This window comes from Flavobacterium sp. GNP001 (assembly GCF_054343775.1).
Map to the genome: position 1 here is coordinate 2891024 of NZ_JBTGUX010000001.1, position 15947 is coordinate 2906970.

20 protein-coding genes are annotated in these 15947 nt (G+C 35.5%); 12 read left to right on the forward strand and 8 right to left on the reverse strand.

The features are described 5' to 3' along the window. Positions 1-50: 50 nt before the first annotated feature. Positions 51-794, forward strand: coding sequence for a DUF3298 and DUF4163 domain-containing protein (locus ACXX8U_RS12350; protein ID WP_458566098.1), 744 nt, complete (start codon positions 51-53; stop codon positions 792-794). A 190-nt stretch (positions 795-984) separates the two neighbouring features. On the opposite strand, the gene ACXX8U_RS12355 is transcribed toward ACXX8U_RS12350, so the two are convergent. Further along, a complete protein-coding gene (locus ACXX8U_RS12355; RefSeq protein ID WP_458566099.1) occupies positions 985-1443 on the reverse strand; it encodes a DinB family protein in 459 nt (152 codons plus the stop codon). A 77-nt stretch (positions 1444-1520) separates the two neighbouring features. Here ACXX8U_RS12355 and ACXX8U_RS12360 point away from each other — a divergent pair, with 77 nt between their 5' ends. From ACXX8U_RS12360 to nadD, 6 genes are all read left to right on the forward strand, one after another. Further along, positions 1521-1877, forward strand: a complete 357-nt coding sequence (locus ACXX8U_RS12360) for an arsenate reductase family protein (protein WP_458566100.1) — start codon at positions 1521-1523, stop codon at positions 1875-1877. After that, positions 1870-2751, forward strand: a complete 882-nt coding sequence (locus tag ACXX8U_RS12365) for a DMT family transporter (protein ID WP_458566101.1) — start codon at positions 1870-1872, stop codon at positions 2749-2751. The genes ACXX8U_RS12360 and ACXX8U_RS12365 overlap by 8 nt, the downstream gene beginning before the upstream one ends. A gap of 185 nt (positions 2752-2936) precedes the next feature. Further along, positions 2937-3797, forward strand: coding sequence for a YicC/YloC family endoribonuclease (locus tag ACXX8U_RS12370; RefSeq protein WP_458566102.1), 861 nt, complete (start codon positions 2937-2939; stop codon positions 3795-3797). An 84-nt stretch (positions 3798-3881) separates the two neighbouring features. Next, the gene (gene gmk / locus ACXX8U_RS12375) at positions 3882-4454 is read left to right on the forward strand and encodes a guanylate kinase (protein ID WP_458566103.1); all 573 of its coding nucleotides are present in this window, start codon (positions 3882-3884) and stop codon (positions 4452-4454) included. 100 nt (positions 4455-4554) lie between these two features. Beyond that, a complete protein-coding gene (locus tag ACXX8U_RS12380) occupies positions 4555-4917 on the forward strand; it encodes a four helix bundle protein (RefSeq protein WP_458566104.1) in 363 nt (120 codons plus the stop codon). A gap of 159 nt (positions 4918-5076) precedes the next feature. Beyond that, positions 5077-5658, forward strand: a complete 582-nt coding sequence (nadD, locus tag ACXX8U_RS12385) for a nicotinate (nicotinamide) nucleotide adenylyltransferase (protein WP_458566105.1) — start codon at positions 5077-5079, stop codon at positions 5656-5658. 3 nt (positions 5659-5661) lie between these two features. Here nadD and ACXX8U_RS12390 read toward each other — a convergent pair whose 3' ends face one another. After that, positions 5662-6555 carry a LysR family transcriptional regulator gene (locus tag ACXX8U_RS12390; protein WP_458566106.1) on the reverse strand — a complete coding sequence of 298 codons (894 nt, stop codon included), beginning with the start codon at positions 6553-6555 and terminating at the stop codon, positions 5662-5664. Positions 6556-6641: 86 nt separating this feature from the next. Between ACXX8U_RS12390 and ACXX8U_RS12395 the strand changes: the two genes are divergently transcribed. From ACXX8U_RS12395 to ACXX8U_RS12410, 4 genes are all read left to right on the forward strand, one after another. Then, complete coding sequence (locus tag ACXX8U_RS12395) at positions 6642-7412, forward strand: type 1 glutamine amidotransferase domain-containing protein (protein ID WP_458566107.1); 771 nt, start codon at positions 6642-6644, stop codon at positions 7410-7412. Positions 7413-7416: 4 nt separating this feature from the next. Continuing rightward, positions 7417-8580: an iron-containing alcohol dehydrogenase gene (locus ACXX8U_RS12400; protein ID WP_458566108.1), complete on the forward strand. Its 1164-nt coding sequence runs from the start codon at positions 7417-7419 to the stop codon at positions 8578-8580. Positions 8581-8870: 290 nt separating this feature from the next. After that, a complete protein-coding gene (locus ACXX8U_RS12405; RefSeq protein ID WP_458566109.1) occupies positions 8871-9866 on the forward strand; it encodes an NAD(P)H-dependent glycerol-3-phosphate dehydrogenase in 996 nt (331 codons plus the stop codon). Positions 9867-9900: 34 nt separating this feature from the next. After that, positions 9901-10113, forward strand: coding sequence for a hypothetical protein (locus tag ACXX8U_RS12410; RefSeq protein WP_458566110.1), 213 nt, complete (start codon positions 9901-9903; stop codon positions 10111-10113). 202 nt (positions 10114-10315) lie between these two features. On the opposite strand, the gene ACXX8U_RS12415 is transcribed toward ACXX8U_RS12410, so the two are convergent. From ACXX8U_RS12415 to ACXX8U_RS12425, 3 genes are all read right to left on the reverse strand, one after another. Continuing rightward, entirely contained in the window at positions 10316-10723 is a 408-nt protein-coding gene (locus tag ACXX8U_RS12415) for a hypothetical protein (protein ID WP_458566111.1), read from the reverse strand. Positions 10724-10805: 82 nt separating this feature from the next. Then, complete coding sequence (gene pheS / locus ACXX8U_RS12420) at positions 10806-11825, reverse strand: phenylalanine--tRNA ligase subunit alpha (protein ID WP_166132748.1); 1020 nt, start codon at positions 11823-11825, stop codon at positions 10806-10808. Between the two features lie 110 nt (positions 11826-11935). After that, the gene (locus tag ACXX8U_RS12425) at positions 11936-12292 is read right to left on the reverse strand and encodes a hypothetical protein (RefSeq protein ID WP_458566112.1); all 357 of its coding nucleotides are present in this window, start codon (positions 12290-12292) and stop codon (positions 11936-11938) included. Between the two features lie 76 nt (positions 12293-12368). On the opposite strand from ACXX8U_RS12425, the gene ACXX8U_RS12430 reads away from it, so the two are divergent. Then, positions 12369-12968 carry a CvpA family protein gene (locus ACXX8U_RS12430; protein WP_458566113.1) on the forward strand — a complete coding sequence of 200 codons (600 nt, stop codon included), beginning with the start codon at positions 12369-12371 and terminating at the stop codon, positions 12966-12968. Here the strand turns inward: ACXX8U_RS12430 and ACXX8U_RS12435 are convergent. From ACXX8U_RS12435 to ACXX8U_RS12445, 3 genes are read right to left on the reverse strand one after another with little or no spacing between them, the layout of a single operon-like run. After that, positions 12965-13711, reverse strand: a complete 747-nt coding sequence (locus ACXX8U_RS12435) for a tetratricopeptide repeat protein (protein WP_458566114.1) — start codon at positions 13709-13711, stop codon at positions 12965-12967. The two genes, ACXX8U_RS12430 and ACXX8U_RS12435, sit on opposite strands and share 4 nt — an antisense overlap. A gap of 45 nt (positions 13712-13756) precedes the next feature. Further along, positions 13757-14137 (reverse strand): GxxExxY protein, encoded by a 381-nt coding sequence (locus ACXX8U_RS12440; RefSeq protein ID WP_458566115.1) that lies wholly within the window; start codon positions 14135-14137, stop codon positions 13757-13759. A gap of 51 nt (positions 14138-14188) precedes the next feature. Beyond that, positions 14189-15934, reverse strand: a complete 1746-nt coding sequence (locus ACXX8U_RS12445) for a BatD family protein (protein WP_458566409.1) — start codon at positions 15932-15934, stop codon at positions 14189-14191. Positions 15935-15947: the final 13 nt, after the last annotated feature.

Below are 15947 nucleotides of genomic sequence, written 5' to 3' on the forward strand. Positions count from 1 at the left end.
ACTTGGCAAGTCACAACTTGATACCTTTGTATTTAATTAACAATTGCCTCATGAAACCCTATTTCTTTTTTGCCGCGCTCTTGCTTTTATTAAGTAGTTGCACCAAGGACCTTCAATTTGTAACCGAAACGTATCAGAAAAAATCAAAGATTGCTTGTACCGAAAATTGCCCACAAATTGACATAAAAATCCCAGTAGCCAGCAACAAAGATGTAGTAGCTGATAGCATTAATAAAAAAGTGTTTTCGGTTTTAAAAGAGATCGTTTATTTTGGTGAAAAACCATACGAAGCAACCACCTATGATGGATTAACAAAAGCTTTTATCGACTCGTACGAGGCATTGCAGAAAGATTTTCCAGGCGAAACAATGGGTTGGGAAGCTACTGTTTCGGGTAAAATAAAATACCAATCGGCAGCGGTGCTCAACATTGAAATTAATCATTACACCTATACGGGTGGCGCTCACGGCTACCAAGGATTGCGTTCTTTACTGTTTGACCCCGCAACTGGAAAAGCTTTGACAAATGAAACTTTATTTAATGATGTAGCTGGTTTTAAGACTTTCGCCGAAAAAAAATTCAGAGCTAAATACAAAATCCCGAGTTCAGCATCGATCAATTCAACTGGGCTGATGTTTGAAGAAGATCAATTTGCGCTTCCGCAAACTATTTTTTACACTGACAAAGGATTGCTCCTTTATTACAACTCTTACGAAGCCGCCTCATACGCCGATGGCCCGAAAGAATTACTCTTGCCTTACGATACTATTGCGGAGTACATGTTGCTAAAATAAGATTTTCTTAGCACTAATACTCGCACTAGCCCTGACAGTAGTGAAAATCCTGTGGGTCCAAAACCCTATTTTTTTTTGGTAGAAAAGAGCGACCGCAGGAAGCTCCTTTTATGCCTTAGAAAAAATGGTTTTGGACCCACAGATTGTAACGAATGGCAGGAAATAGCTCCTGAAATCCTGAATTATTTGCTTAAATAAATTTGCGAATCATGAGCATGCAACCTATGTGAAGCCCTTCATGAAAATTACTGAAAGCCATAGCATCGAGCGCGTTGTTCAATACATGACCGCCGGTAGATGTTGTGTATGGTGTATAGTTTTGAAAGCGATTTTGCTCAAAATCTGCTTGCGTTTGCTGCAATGTATGCGTTAAAAGGTGTTTAATTTCATCTACTTCGGCCTTTGATGCATCAGTTTCAGGGCGAGTTCCTTTCATGTACTTTTCGACCAATTCATTTGAGACCAAAAGTGGCAAACCTGATAGTTTGTAAACCAAAATTTGCTGCGAAACGATAATGTGCCCGATGTTCCAAATTAAATTATTGTTGAATCCCGGCGGAATGGTATTGAGTTGCGCCAAGGAATAGTTTTCAAGAAAAGTAGAAATCATTTTTCTGCTTGTGGTTGTAACGTCAAATACTTGCTTCATTTTTTTATATTTTTTGATAAAAATAAGCAATTTACGTGGCAAATGAATTTTCTTTGCAGAAAGAAATTATACGATTCATGGACAAAATATACTATCTCGCCTCCTGCGACACTTGCAGAAAAATCATTAAATCATTGCCAGAAAACCACAATTTGAGTTTTCACGACATCAAACAAAATCCGATTACCGAAACTGAACTGGAGCAAATGCGCGAGCTTTCGGGTAGTTACGAAGCGCTTTTTAGCAAAAAAGCACAGCTTTACAAATCGATGGATTTGAAAAATAAAAACTTGACCGAAGACGATTATAAAAAATATATTTTGGAGCATTATACGTTTTTGAGTCGTCCTGTTTTCATCATCAAAAACAAGATTTACATTGGCAACAGCCAACAAAACATGCACCAAGTAATGCTTGCCTTTGCAAATGTCTAAACGCAATCTTGCGCTGATTGGCGCCACACTGGTATCGATTATTTATGGTGTCACTTTTACCATTGCCAAGGATGTAATGCCCGCGTACATTGATGCGTATGGATTTATTTTACTTCGGGTGGGTGGCTCAGTATTACTCTTTTGGCTGGTATGGCTTTTTATGCCAAAAGAAAAAATAGAGATTGGTGATTTTCCTCGAATTATAGCGGCTGCTTTTTTTGGTGTAGCATTTAATATGCTAACTTTTTTTAAAGGATTGAGCTTGACATCGCCCATAAGCGCAGCGGTAATTATGGTATCAACCCCAATGATTGTGTTGACACTTTCGGCCATAATTATGAAAGAACGCATGCAAAAACGAAAAGTTTTTGGAATTGTACTCGGGCTCATAGGAACGGCATTTTTAATTTTATACGGCAAATCTATCGGTAATGCTACCAATGCTGGGTTGGGGAATTTTCTGGTTTTAGTAAATGCTATTTCATACGGTTTTTATCTGATTGTAGTCAAGAAATTAATGGATAAGTACAATGCTTTTACTTTTGTAAAATGGATTTATTTGTTTGGCTTTTTAATGGTTTTGCCTTTTGGATGGAACGAATTTCAGGCGGTTAACTGGGCAGCAGTGCCTGAGGCTATTGGCTGGAAAATAGGCTTTGTAGTGATTTTTTCGACCTTTTTGACGTACCTATTGAACTTACTTTCGATGAAAGGATTAAAACCAACTACGGTTGCTGTTTTTATTTATTTGCAACCCTTTTTTGCTACTGTCTTCGCAATTGGATTAGGTAAAGACGAATTGAGTTTGGTCAAAATTGGGTCGGCTATCTTAATATTTAGTGGCGTTTATTTGGTGACTATGAAAAAAAACTAGTTTACAGTTGGCAGTTGGAGTTGGCAGTTATGAAAAGTAGTTTACAAAAATGAGGTTGGATTACGAATTTGATTGCTGAACACTGAGACTGAAAACTGAACACTACACCCTAAAAACTGAGACTGAGACTAAAAACGAATCACTGAACACTTTTTCCTTATCTTTGCCCTCTTTTAGAAAACAATATGATACAATCAATGACCGGTTTTGGTAAAGCTACTTTGCAATTGCCAACCAAAAAAATAACAGTAGAAGTTAAATCATTAAACAGTAAAGGACTCGATTTAAATGTTCGCATGCCATCGCTTTACCGCGAAATGGAACTGGGTTTGCGCAACCAAATTGCACTGAAACTCGAGAGAGGCAAAGTTGATTTTTCTATTTTTATGGAAAGTACTGCTGAGCAAACTTCTACCAAAGTAAATGTACCTATTGTAAAAGCATACATCAGTCAGTTACGCGAAGTATACCCACAAGCTGATGAAACCGAATTGATGAAAATGGCTGTTCGCATGCCGGATACCATGAAAATAGAACGCGAAGAAATTGATGAAAACGATTGGATTCAAATTCAAACCGTTATAGAAGAAGCGTTGCAAAACATCTTGAACTTCAGGCAAGATGAAGGCATGTCACTTGAAAAAGAATTCCAATTGCGTATTGCTAATATTCGTCAATACATGACAGAAGCTTTGGCACTTGATCCAGAGCGTGTTCAAGCGATAAAAGATCGTTTGCAAACCGCAATTGCTGAATTGAAAGTGAATGTTGATGAGAATCGATTTGAACAAGAATTGATTTACTACTTAGAGAAACTAGACATCACCGAAGAAAAAGTACGCTTGACGAATCACCTCGATTATTTCCTAGAAACCATCAACGGAACCGAAGCTAACGGAAGAAAATTAGGTTTTATTACTCAAGAAATGGGACGTGAAATCAACACGATGGGTTCTAAATCAAATCATGCACAAATGCAAAAATTAGTCGTTCAAATGAAAGACGAATTAGAAAAAATTAAGGAACAAGTGTTGAACGTGTTATAAAAGTAATTTGTACTTAGTCACAAGTCCCCCGTATTCAAAAATGAAGGACTAAAGACCAAGAACTCTGGACTAATCATTATTAAGATGAAAAAAGGAAAATTAATCGTATTCTCGGCACCGTCAGGTTCTGGAAAAACTACTATAGTTAGGCATTTATTAAAACAAGAAGACTTAAATTTAGAGTTTTCGATATCAGCAGCTACGCGCGAGGCTCGTGGTGAAGAAGTAAGTGGCAAGGATTACTATTTTATGTCGCTGAAAGATTTTAAAACACACATTAAAAACGAGGATTTCGTAGAATGGGAAGAAGTTTACAGAGATAATTTTTACGGAACTTTAAAAAGTGAAGTAGAGCGTATCTGGGCACTTGGTAAAAACGTGATTTTTGATATTGATGTAGCAGGCGGATTGCGAATCAAACATAAATTCCCAGAGGAAACTTTGGCTGTTTTTGTAAAACCACCAAGCGTGGATGAACTCAAAAGACGATTAAAGGAACGATCCACTGAAAGTGATGACAAAATCAATATGCGTATTGCTAAAGCATCTGTAGAATTAGCAACTGCTCCACAATTTGATGTGATTATCAAGAACTACGATTTGCCTGTTGCTCTTAAAGAAGCTTATCAATTGGTGAAGGATTTTGTTTCTGAGTAGTTTTTAGTCCTAAGTACTTAGTGATTAGTCCTAAGTTATTAGTAATTAGTTTTTTTTGTAAATTGTAGTTCGAAAAAAACAATTATTAGATCATTTATTTATGGGTGGAGTTAAATCATATAAAGAATTACTTATTTGGCAAAAAGGAATTAAAATTGTGGTTTTGGTTTATAAGCTTACAAAGGATTTTCCAAAAGACGAAATATACGCTCTTACTAGCCAGTTGAAAAGAGCAAGTGTATCAGTTTCTTCAATTATTGCAGAAGGTTTTGGACGTCAAACAGACAAGTCATTCAATCATTTTTTAAATATTGCTAGAGGCTCCTTAAACGAAATAGAAACCCAACTAATCATCGCTAGAGAATTAGGATTTATTACCGATGACAACTTGATTACTGAAATTATGTCTTTAATTGAAGAAGAAAGTAAAATGATTAATGCTTTTGCAAAAAACTTAAAGTAATTTCCACCATATAACCACTTTACCCCCTTTTAAAAACAATAAGGACTATACACTAAGAACTAAAAACTAAAGACTAAGGACTAATTACTTAGGACTAATTACTTAGGACTAATCACTAGGTACTAAGGACTAAAAACAAAAAAACTAAGGACTAGAAAAATGAAAATCGGACTTTATTTCGGAACATTTAATCCCATTCATATTGGGCATCTTATCATTGCCAATCACATGGCAGAGCATTCTGATTTAGATCAGGTTTGGATGGTAGTTACGCCACACAATCCTTTGAAGAAAAAAAGCACACTGCTTGATGATTATCATCGTTTGCAAATGGTGTTTCTAGCAACTGAGGATTTCCCAAAAATCAAGCCATCAAATATTGAATTTAAATTACCTCAGCCAAATTATACGGTAAATACGCTTGTGCACTTAGAGGAAAAATATCCTAACTACGAATTCTCTTTAATCATGGGAGAAGACAATTTGAAGTCCTTACATAAATGGAAAAACTACGAAGTTATCCTTGAGCGTCATGACATTTACGTGTACCCACGAATCTCATCCGAAGAGGAAAATGTCGAGTTTAAAAATCACCCTAAAATACATTTGATTGATGCGCCTGTTGTAGAGATTTCAGCAACTTTTATACGCGACAACATCAAAAAAGGCAAAAACATTCAACCGCTGTTGCCCGCAAAAGTTTGGGAATATATTGATCACAATAATTTTTATAAGAAATAAAAATCAAAAAACCTTTTTCAACTCCGCTTGAATATTCTCAAAAATAGAACTCAAGTTCTCATTTTTACCTGATAAAACATAAACAACTGTACTGGGCATTTGTTTACTATTCCACAACAATTGGATTTTGTTTTCGGCTAGTAATTTTTTTGCATTGATATCCCAAACTACTCCTATTCCTGTATTTCTAGAAATAATTTCGAGCATTTCATATTCGGAAGGAATGATATAGTTAGGAACCATCGACGGTCTTTTTTTGTTAAAGACATGCAACCAAAATAATTTTATATGCGGAATTTGAGCATTGTGGCTGTACCATTTTTGATCGTTTAACCAATATTCAATTGCCGCAAAATCTTTTAGTTTTATACTTGCTCTTAATGGCGAAGCATCAATTTCTGGCGAACCTACAATTACTTGCTTGATCTCACCAACTTTTTTCTGAATGGTATCAAAGGTGTCATATTGCTGAGTAACTACCGCAAAATCTAGTTTTTTTTCGTTCACCAATTCAAACAATGTGTCATTGTCATAAAAACTAAAGTCAATATATTCAAACTTTGAAACTAGAGCACTTCCCAAACTAGACATTAAATGTTTCGAAATTCCTATTGAAATTAAACGGTTGGCGTTGAATGCCTTAGCTCGAAAACCATTTTCTACATTTTCCAATCGGTCTAATGCTTCAATGATTAAATTATTGAGTAACTTAGCGTATTCAGTGGCTTCTACTCCTTTTGACTTTCTATTGAAAAGCTTGTACCCCACGTGCGCTTCGAGCATGGATATTTGCTGACTAACAGCGGGTTGACTAATAAACAACTCTTTGGCTGCAGCAGAAAAATTTCCGTTTTTATACACTGATTTAAAGGTGCGATACCATTCTAAATTGACCATGATATAAATATATTTATCACAAACATAATTTAAATTATTTTTACTGATAACATAATCGCCGTAAATTTGTACAAAGAAATTACAAAATGAAAAAGATCGCATTATTTGCATTACTAGTATTAACCGTGGGTTGCTTATCTGCAACAGCACAAAAAACAAAAAAAACTAAGATGAAAAAAGTATTATTTGTTGTTACCAGTCATTCTGAACTAGGAAACACAGGAGAAAAAACAGGATTTTGGACAGAAGAATTTGCTGCTCCTTATTATGAATTACTTGACAAAGGTGTTCAAATTGATATTGCTACACCAAAAGGTGGACAACCTCCAATTGACCCAAAAAGTGAAGACCCAACTGCAGCTACAGAAGACACAAAACGTTTTGATGCCGATGCTAAATTGCTAGCAAAACTAAAAAACACGCACAAATTAAGCGATGTTAAAGAGTCTGATTACGATGCGGTTTTTTATCCGGGTGGCCACGGTCCTTTATGGGATTTAGCAACTGATGCTAATTCTACCGCTTTGATTGAGTCTTTTTATACTAATAACAAACCGGTAGCTTTTGTTTGTCACTCACCAGCAGTGTTGAAAAACGTAAAAGTAAATGGCGAATTCCTAGTAAAAGGTAAAAAAGTAACTGGTTTTTCAAACACCGAGGAAGAAGCGGTTGGATTGACTAAAGTTGTTCCATTTTTATTAGAAGATGCTTTGCAAGCCAACGGAGCTATTTACTCTAAAGTAGCAGATTGGAATCCATATGCGGTAGAAGATGGTTTGTTAATTACAGGTCAAAATCCAGCTTCGTCAAAATTAGTTGCTGAAAAATTACTGGCTCAATTGAATTCAAAAAAATAATAAGATGTTAAACTTCGAATTATACAATCCTACCAATTTAGTTTTTGGAAAAGGACAAATAGAAAAACTATCCACGCTAGTGCCCCAAGGAGCTAAAATTCTTTTGGCTTATGGTGGTGGAAGTATTTTCAAAAATGGTATTCATGAGCAAGTCATCAACAATCTAAAAGATTTTACAATTGTTGAATTTGGTGGAATCGAACCCAATCCGCATTTTGAAACCTTAATGAAAGCGGTTGACGTTATAAAGGAACAAAACATTGATTTCATCCTTGCCGTTGGTGGAGGTTCAGTAATTGATGGGGTAAAATTCATTTCGGCAGCCGTGCATTTTGAAGGAAATCCAATGGAAATTCTGCAAAAAAGATTGTTGATCAAAGATCTATCTAAAGTAATTCCTTTTGGAACAGTTCTTACTTTGCCAGCAACAGGAAGCGAGATGAATTCTGGTTCAGTAGTTACTATTCAAGCTACACAAGAGAAATTGGCTTTTGGAGGTTCCGCATTATTCCCAAAATTTTCTATTTGTGATCCAACAGTCATTCAATCGTTACCAAAAAGACAACTGCAAAATGGTGTAGTAGATGCTTACACTCACGTTTTGGAACAATATTTAACCTATCCGCACGAAGGTTTTTTACAAGATCGTATTGCCGAAAGTATTTTGCAAACCTTAATTCAAGTAGGTCCTGAAGTAGTTGAAAGTCCAGCAGATTATGCATTGGCTTCTAACTTTATGTGGAGTTGCACCATGGCCTTGAACGGATTAATTCAAAAAGGAGTTCCATCTGATTGGGCTACGCACATGATTGGTCACGAGCTTACGGCTTTGTATGGAATTGATCATGCTAGAACGTTAGCTGTAGTTGGTCCAAATTTGTATCGCGTTATGTTTGAAACCAAAAAAGGAAAATTAGCACAATACGGAAAAAGTATTTTTAATTTAACCGGAACAGATGATGAAATTGCAAACGAAGCGATCAACAAAACAGTAGCCTTTTTTCACACTATGGGAATGGATACTAAATTATCAGATTACACAAAAGAGTTTGACAATACAGCGAATTTCATAGTAGACCGCTTCAAAGAAAGAGGTTGGTTAGGCTTAGGCGAAAAACAATTGGTAACACTTGAAAAAGTAAAAGCAATTGTAGAGCTGAGTTACTAAAAAAACTAGTTGCAAACATAAAAAAAGGCGTTCTCCAAATAAGGGAACGCCTTTTTACATTCTAAAATAACTAACTCACTCAATACATACATTTGTTAAAATACTGCTTATTAATTAAGTACAACGAAAATTAAATAATAATATTGTACTACTATCAAAAAAAAAATATTTATTTTTTATTTATTTAAGAAAAAGATCTACAAAACCATATTTTCAAAGGAATGGTATCGTACAATTAAATTTGCTTCATTACTTCTTTTTTAAGTACTTTTGATTAAATTCAGTAAAAAATGACCGAAAATAAAAAGTTTGCAGTAATTGGTGGTGGGAGTTGGGCTACAGCAATTGCAAAAATGCTTTGCGTAAATCTTGACGAAATGTCGTGGTATATGCGTAATGAAGCTGCAATTGAACATATTAAAAAATACAAACACAATCCTAACTATTTAAGTTCAGTTGAGTTTGACGTTAAAAAATTAAAATTAACAAGCGATATCAATGAGGCAGTGGCTTACGCCGATTATATAATTTTTGCTATACCTTCTGCTTTTGTGGGTGCCGAATTAGAAAAACTAACTGTTTCACTTGAAAACAAGATTATATTTTCAGCCATAAAAGGAATCGTTCCCGAGACAAGTTTAATTGTTGGAGAACATTTTCATGTAAAATACGACATTCCATATTACAACATCGGCGTAATTACTGGCCCATGCCATGCCGAAGAAGTAGCTATGGAACGCCTATCTTACCTAACCATTGCTTGTGGCGATCCAGACAAAGCCAAATTGGTTGCCAAAAATCTTTCAGGAAATTACATTAAAACAAAAATCACCGATGACATTATAGGAACAGAATATGCAGCGATGTTAAAAAACATCTATGCTATTGCTGCTGGAATTGCTCATGGATTGGGTTATGGTGATAATTTTCAATCGGTTTTAATGAGTAACGGAATTCGCGAGATGAAAAAATTCATCAAAAAAGTACACCGCATGAAACGCAATATTAACGACTCTGCTTATTTGGGAGATTTGTTGGTTACTGGATACTCTGTTTTTTCTAGAAATAGAATGTTTGGTAATATGATTGGTAAAGGTTATACCGTAAAATCAGCAATGATGGAGATGAGTATGGTTGCTGAAGGTTATTATGCTGCCAAGAGCGCCTTCAAACTGAATCAAGCCTATGGTGCTAAAACCCCGATAATTGATGCAGTTCACAGTATTTTGTACGAAGGCCAAGATGCCAAAGCAGTATTTAAAAAACTAACCGACAAACTAGACTAGAAAATCGTCAGTATTAAAAATTGAAAATATACCCATGAGCGAAAGATGGAAATATCAAATTAAAATGGGCGGTATTTGGGGCTTATTTATGACGGTTTTCAATGTATTGTTTGACCTAAAAGACACTCCACTAGCAGCACAAGTTGCAGCTCCTGCTTTTTATTTTAAAGCTGTCGCTTATATTTTAGTAGGCATATTTGTTTTGGGGTATTACACCTGGAAATCCAAACAAAAACAAAATCTATAATTTTTGAATAAAAAAAGAAAGATGAAAATGCAAACTTAGATCTGGATTGATTTAGAATCTATACTTCAAATAATTAATGACTCATTTCAGCTATTCAACGATAGTACTCAATGAGTTTCAAACAAAAAAAGCAGTCTCTCGACTGCTTTTTTTGTATCACTATATTTTATTTAGACTTAAACGCTTCTTGTTAAAAGGTAAACTACCTAACAATAACCCCGTCAACAAATAAAATTGGTACTTCTTCAACTTCAGTTTCATTAATGGAGTGTGCCTTGAATATGAATTTTTTATCGTATAATTTTCCATCCATGAAAAACGTAAGCATGAATTCATTATTAAGCGCTAAAACACTTTTTTCGATCATTTCAACCTTAACTACAGAAACTGCTGGCACTTCCATAAAGGCATGGCGCAATAATGATGTTTTTTTCATTTCACCATCTATGGTACCAAAAGCTTTAGAAACTACCATCACACTTTCTATGAGGTAATCGCTATCGTTTACAAGATAAGCGTACCATACTTTCTCCATAAAATCGTCGCTCCATTCTTGCACTGCTGCAAAAAAAACGTTTTCTACTTCGGGGATGATGATGTCTTTTTTCATAAATTGAGTTTTTAGTCCCTAGTGCATAGTCCTTAGTCATTTACACCAAGAAACTAAGTACTAGTTACTAAGTACTATTAAATTAGATACTTGCTTTGAATTGCTCTAAGAAACGAACGTCATTTTCGTAAAACATACGAATATCGCCTATTTGATACAACAACATCGCAATACGCTCGATTCCCATTCCGAATGCAAATCCAGTATGTTCATCAGGATTAATGTTGCAATTTTTTAATACATTAGGATCTACCATACCACAACCACCTATTTCTAGCCAGCCTGTTCCTTTGGTGATTCTGTAATCTGTTTCGGTTTTTAAACCCCAGTAAATATCAATTTCGGCGCTTGGTTCTGTAAAAGGGAAATAAGAAGGACGCAAACGGATCTTAGATTTCCCAAACATCTCTTTGGTGAAATACAACAAGGTTTGTTTTAAATCAGCAAATGAAACGTCTTTATCAATGTACAACCCTTCCACTTGATGAAAAATACAGTGGGAACGAGAGGAAACAGCCTCATTACGAAAAACGCGCCCTGGTGAAATGGTACGAATAGGCGGCTTGTTGTTTTCCATGTAGCGCACTTGCACAGATGAAGTGTGTGTACGCAACAAAATATCAGGATTAGTTTGAATGAAAAACGTGTCTTGCATATCACGCGCCGGATGGTATTCTGGCAAGTTCAATGCAGTAAAATTATGCCAATCGTCTTCAATTTCTGGACCTTCAGAAACGTTGAAACCAATGGTTGAAAAGATATCAATAATTTGGTTTTTTACCAATGAAATTGGGTGACGCGAACCGATAACAAGCGGCTCGGCAGCACGAGTTAAATCACCATAAAAACCTTTACTTTCTTCCTTACTTTCTAATGCTTCTTGAATGGATTTTACCTTTTCTTCGGCAGTAGTTTTTAGCAAATTCATGATTTGCCCAAACTCCTTTTTCTGGTCGTTTGGCACATTTTTGAACTCAGCAAACAAATCTTTTAAAAGACCTTTGCTTCCTAAAAATTTAATTCGGAATGCCTCTAATTCTCCTGCATTTTGTGTTGAAAAAGCTTGTGCTTCGCCAATATATTCTTTTATCTTATCTATCATTTTCCATCGGTACTTGAGAGTGCAAATTTATGAAATTTGTTCCAAGTTTAAGGTTTAAAGTTTCAAGTTTGTTTCAGTACATTTTCAACTAATCCTCTTACTTAAACAAGTTATTCAATTACTTCGCGTTCTAAAAAATAATTTACAATGGCTTCTTTCATCAAAACCGATTGTTCTCCTGCCTTTAGCGGTGGCAATTCTTCTTTTACAGTGTAATGTGGCCAACCGTCTTTATCGAAAAAATCAAATTCGTAAAATCCATAAGGTTCTAGCAACCTGCAAATAGCAATGTGCATGAGGTTTACTTTCTCGTCTTTTTTGAATTCTTGGTGTACTTTACCTAACTCTTGTACTCCGATCAAATAAATAATGGCATCTAAATCTAAATCTTCGCCTTGCGAAAATTGATCAGACAGTATCTTGACAAGCTGTTCCCAGCGTTCTTTTAATTGTGCGTCTCTTGACATTTTTTTGAATTATGAATTATTGGTTACGAACTAGTAAGTCATCACCTTTACAATTGTATCAGGCAAAGATAAGAACTTGAAAATTGACAATGGTACAGAACAAATCATTTATATTTGCGATCAGAATTTTAACAACAATCAAATGGGATTTATAGATATTGTAGTAGGTGTTTTGTTGGTTTTTGCGGCTTACAAAGGTTTAAAAAACGGACTTTTTGCAGAATTGGCTTCTTTGCTATCGCTATTGCTTGGTGTTTATTTGGCCATACAATTTTCGGCAGCTGTAAAAAACCTCCTTCTTGGCTTTGTCAAATGGAATCTGAATACCGTGCAAGTCATAGCCTTTATGCTCACCTTTGCTGCAGTGGTTGTTGCTGTTTCTTTGCTAGGGAAAATTTTAACCGGAATTGCTGATTTGGCTTTTTTAGGTTGGGCCAATACACTTGGTGGCGGATTTTTTAGAATTTTAAAAACCGTTCTTATTTTGGGAGTTGTGTTCTCAATATTTGAAAAAATAAACTACCATAATTTTTTAGCTAAAAAAGAAACTTTAGACAATTCACTTTTTTACAATCCTATCCAAAAAACGGCTCGCTTTATTTTTCCTTCAATCGAGAAATGGTACGATGGGTTGAAAAATAAGGATTCAAAAACTGTTCAAGAAGATAAAAATTAATCCTTCACTTCCTTTATTGCGCTACTTTCAATCCATCCTTCAGTGCCATCAGTAAGTTCAATTTTGGTCCATTGTGCTTTGGTTTCAAATACGTAAACTTTAGCGCCTTCATGCAAAACCAATAGCGGTTTATCTCCATTTCGAGGCTGACTTGTAACTGCTGTTCTTTCTGCAAAAACGATAGCTGGTCTGTCATTGTCAAAATGATTTTTTTCAATATTGGCAGCGGTTACACAAATCAATATCCCAGCAATCATAACGAAGATACTTCCAAAGAAAATTCTTTTCACTACAGTATTTCTCGAAAAGTAATACCCTAAAAACACCAAAAAAACCAAGCCCGAAAATCCCACCGCAGACCAAGCCCAAGTATCATAATGCAACTTCCCGGTGATGTTATGTAACAATGCTGCGAGACCAACTTTAGGTACTACTTTGATTTCGTCAATCGTTCTTTTTTGTGCAAATTTTAAATTATTAGCAGCAGCTGTATTCTCGGGATTTAGCACCAATGCCTTTTCATAATTATAAATGGCCGGTGCCACCGCGTTCAATTTATAGTGTGCATTGGCCAAATTAAAATACAACTCAGATGAATGTTGTTTTTGACTCAATACACTTTCATAAGCTGCAACGGCTTCGGTATATTTACCTTTTGCATACAAAGCATTGCCGTTTTCGAAACCGCTTTGGGCAAAGAAAAATTGGGTTGAAAATAAAAATAAATATAATATGTTTTTCATAACAATTTAAACACGAAGGTCACAAAGAATTCTCTAAGAACATTATCAAAGTGATCCATTTATAACTCGTCGTACGCCTTCTTTTAGTAATTTAACATTAAAATTAATTAGTAATCCTAATCTACAATCTGACAATCTCAAATAGGTAAGCACTTGTGCTAAGTGAACATCGTTCAAAGTTTCAACAGATTTTACCTCAATTATAAACTTATCTTCAATCATTAAATCAATTCTGTATCCCACATCTAGCTTTACCTCTTCATAAATTAAGGGAAGGGCTTTCTGCTTTTCTACTTTTAAATTACTTTTTTTAAGTTCGTAAAATAAGCATTCTTCATAAGCACTTTCCAACAGTCCAGGCCCTAAAACTTTGTGCACTTTTAAAGCACTTTCAAATACAATTTTTGATATTTCGTTTTCAGTCATTATATTTTGTCAAAACTTGTGTACGCTGCGACTTCTTGGTGCCCTTAGTGGTTAGCTAATTTGTTTCTCTAAATCAGAAATAATTGCGACCGCCTTATCAAAATCTTGTTGAATCGTGACACTTGACGAAGGCGCATATCGCGCTATTTCGCAATTTTCAGTAAGCGTAATAAAATCAGTTACTACCGCTGGATTTGCATTTTTAGACAATAACAATTCTTGAATGTTTTCTTTGCTCATTTCAGAGGTTTCAATACGCAATTTGGCTTTTAAGAAATTATGCATTGCTTTTTCCAAAGCCACGTAGAACAATTCTTTATTTTTGATTTGTTTTTTCGCTTCCGATAAATATTTTTTAGCCAATTTGTTGTTCATACGGATTCTGTTTCCAGTTACATCTCCGGCGAGTGCTTCGCGTTTGTTTTGCACCAAAATGACAATCGGAATTAACAAAAATGGCAATAGTAACAGACCCAAAAAGCGGTTTGAACCAAAAAATCTATCTGAACTTACTGGCACTAACTCCGTTTTGGTTTGGATATTTTTGAATTCTTTTACAACGACCGCTTTGTTTTTATTGCCAGCAACAGCAGTAGAATCAACTGGTGACGGGCCATCAATCACATTGATCATCACCTCAGGCGTTTTGATGGTTTTATAAGTTCCAGAGTTCAAATCAAAATAAGAGAACTGCATTGGTTTTACTGGATAATTGCCTTTGTATTGCGGAATAATGGTGTAACTATCCGTTGATTTTCCGGCCATACCAGAAAGTGGCGTATTGATGGACTCACTATGAACAGGATCATACATTTCGAGTGCGTTTGGCACAACCGGTTTAGGCAAACTAAAGAGTTTTAAGTTTCCTTTTCCGCTAACGCTTACGACCAAATCTAAACTTTCTCCGTGCTTCAATGTGGTTTTCGAAGGCGTAACTTTAAAATCAAAATTACCCACAGCACCAGTAAAATCATCTGGCTTTCCAGCCTCAGGCAATGGTTTAACATTGATGGTTTTGGCTCCAGCCGATACAGTTTTTGTGTCATCAACTAGTAGCATACGTCCAAAAATATCCCTACGGTTGGTTGGTAATTGCACATCAACAGTAAGTGATAGCGGTTCAATTTTTAGTTTTCCTGACTTTTGCGGATACAGTACTACTTTTTTAAGCACGATATACCTGAAGTTTTGTCCTTTGAAAATTCCTTCTTCGGCTACTAATTGCTTGATGTCGATATTTTGACTCCAAAAATCATTGTATTTTGGTTTGCTAGCTTCACCTAAATTTGAAATACCTATGTTAGCAAAATACAATTTGTAAACTACGGTAATCGGCTCGTTAACGTACGGATTGGTTTTCGAAACATCAGCAACCAAATATAAATTATCATCTGCGCTCAATTGTACATCATTAGGATCTCGAGGCTGCTGCGTTGGGGCAGTGACTGTGATTTTTATAGGAGCAGTTTTATAAATTTGACCATTGTACTCAATAGCTGCAGACTTAATTACAAACGTACCTTTTTGATTGGGTGACAAAAAATAAGAATACGCTTTTTCAAATGAACTACGGCCATTAACCCAAGATTGGCTTACTTGTTGACTTGGACCAGCAATAATACGAAAACCGTCAAATGAAGGCTGTACGAAGTTGTCGCCATCTACATTCATCATAAAGTCAATGCGCAAACGCTCGTTCAAACCCAAAGTTGTTTTACTCACTCGCGCCTCAAACTGCACTTGTGCACTGAGCGTACTGCATACCAATAAAACAATTGCCACTATATATCTTTTCATCATCACACTCTGT

Bases quoted from the DNA above. Each gene is read 5' to 3' on its own strand.
- ACXX8U_RS12350 (WP_458566098.1), top strand. From the start codon at position 51: ATGAAACCCTATTTCTTTTTTGCCGCGCTCTTGCTTTTATTAAGTAGT.
- ACXX8U_RS12355 (WP_458566099.1), bottom strand. From the start codon at position 1,443: ATGAAGCAAGTATTTGACGTTACAACCACAAGCAGAAAAATGATTTCT.
- ACXX8U_RS12360 (WP_458566100.1), top strand. From the start codon at position 1,521: ATGGACAAAATATACTATCTCGCCTCCTGCGACACTTGCAGAAAAATC.
- ACXX8U_RS12365 (WP_458566101.1), top strand. From the start codon at position 1,870: ATGTCTAAACGCAATCTTGCGCTGATTGGCGCCACACTGGTATCGATT.
- ACXX8U_RS12370 (WP_458566102.1), top strand. From the start codon at position 2,937: ATGATACAATCAATGACCGGTTTTGGTAAAGCTACTTTGCAATTGCCA.
- gmk (WP_458566103.1), top strand. From the start codon at position 3,882: ATGAAAAAAGGAAAATTAATCGTATTCTCGGCACCGTCAGGTTCTGGA.
- ACXX8U_RS12380 (WP_458566104.1), top strand. From the start codon at position 4,555: ATGGGTGGAGTTAAATCATATAAAGAATTACTTATTTGGCAAAAAGGA.
- nadD (WP_458566105.1), top strand. From the start codon at position 5,077: ATGAAAATCGGACTTTATTTCGGAACATTTAATCCCATTCATATTGGG.
- ACXX8U_RS12390 (WP_458566106.1), bottom strand. From the start codon at position 6,555: ATGGTCAATTTAGAATGGTATCGCACCTTTAAATCAGTGTATAAAAAC.
- ACXX8U_RS12395 (WP_458566107.1), top strand. From the start codon at position 6,642: ATGAAAAAGATCGCATTATTTGCATTACTAGTATTAACCGTGGGTTGC.
- ACXX8U_RS12400 (WP_458566108.1), top strand. From the start codon at position 7,417: ATGTTAAACTTCGAATTATACAATCCTACCAATTTAGTTTTTGGAAAA.
- ACXX8U_RS12405 (WP_458566109.1), top strand. From the start codon at position 8,871: ATGACCGAAAATAAAAAGTTTGCAGTAATTGGTGGTGGGAGTTGGGCT.
- ACXX8U_RS12410 (WP_458566110.1), top strand. From the start codon at position 9,901: ATGAGCGAAAGATGGAAATATCAAATTAAAATGGGCGGTATTTGGGGC.
- ACXX8U_RS12415 (WP_458566111.1), bottom strand. From the start codon at position 10,723: ATGAAAAAAGACATCATCATCCCCGAAGTAGAAAACGTTTTTTTTGCA.
- pheS (WP_166132748.1), bottom strand. From the start codon at position 11,825: ATGATAGATAAGATAAAAGAATATATTGGCGAAGCACAAGCTTTTTCA.
- ACXX8U_RS12425 (WP_458566112.1), bottom strand. From the start codon at position 12,292: ATGTCAAGAGACGCACAATTAAAAGAACGCTGGGAACAGCTTGTCAAG.
- ACXX8U_RS12435 (WP_458566114.1), bottom strand. From the start codon at position 13,711: ATGAAAAACATATTATATTTATTTTTATTTTCAACCCAATTTTTCTTT.
- ACXX8U_RS12440 (WP_458566115.1), bottom strand. From the start codon at position 14,137: ATGACTGAAAACGAAATATCAAAAATTGTATTTGAAAGTGCTTTAAAA.
- ACXX8U_RS12445 (WP_458566409.1), bottom strand. From the start codon at position 15,934: ATGAAAAGATATATAGTGGCAATTGTTTTATTGGTATGCAGTACGCTC.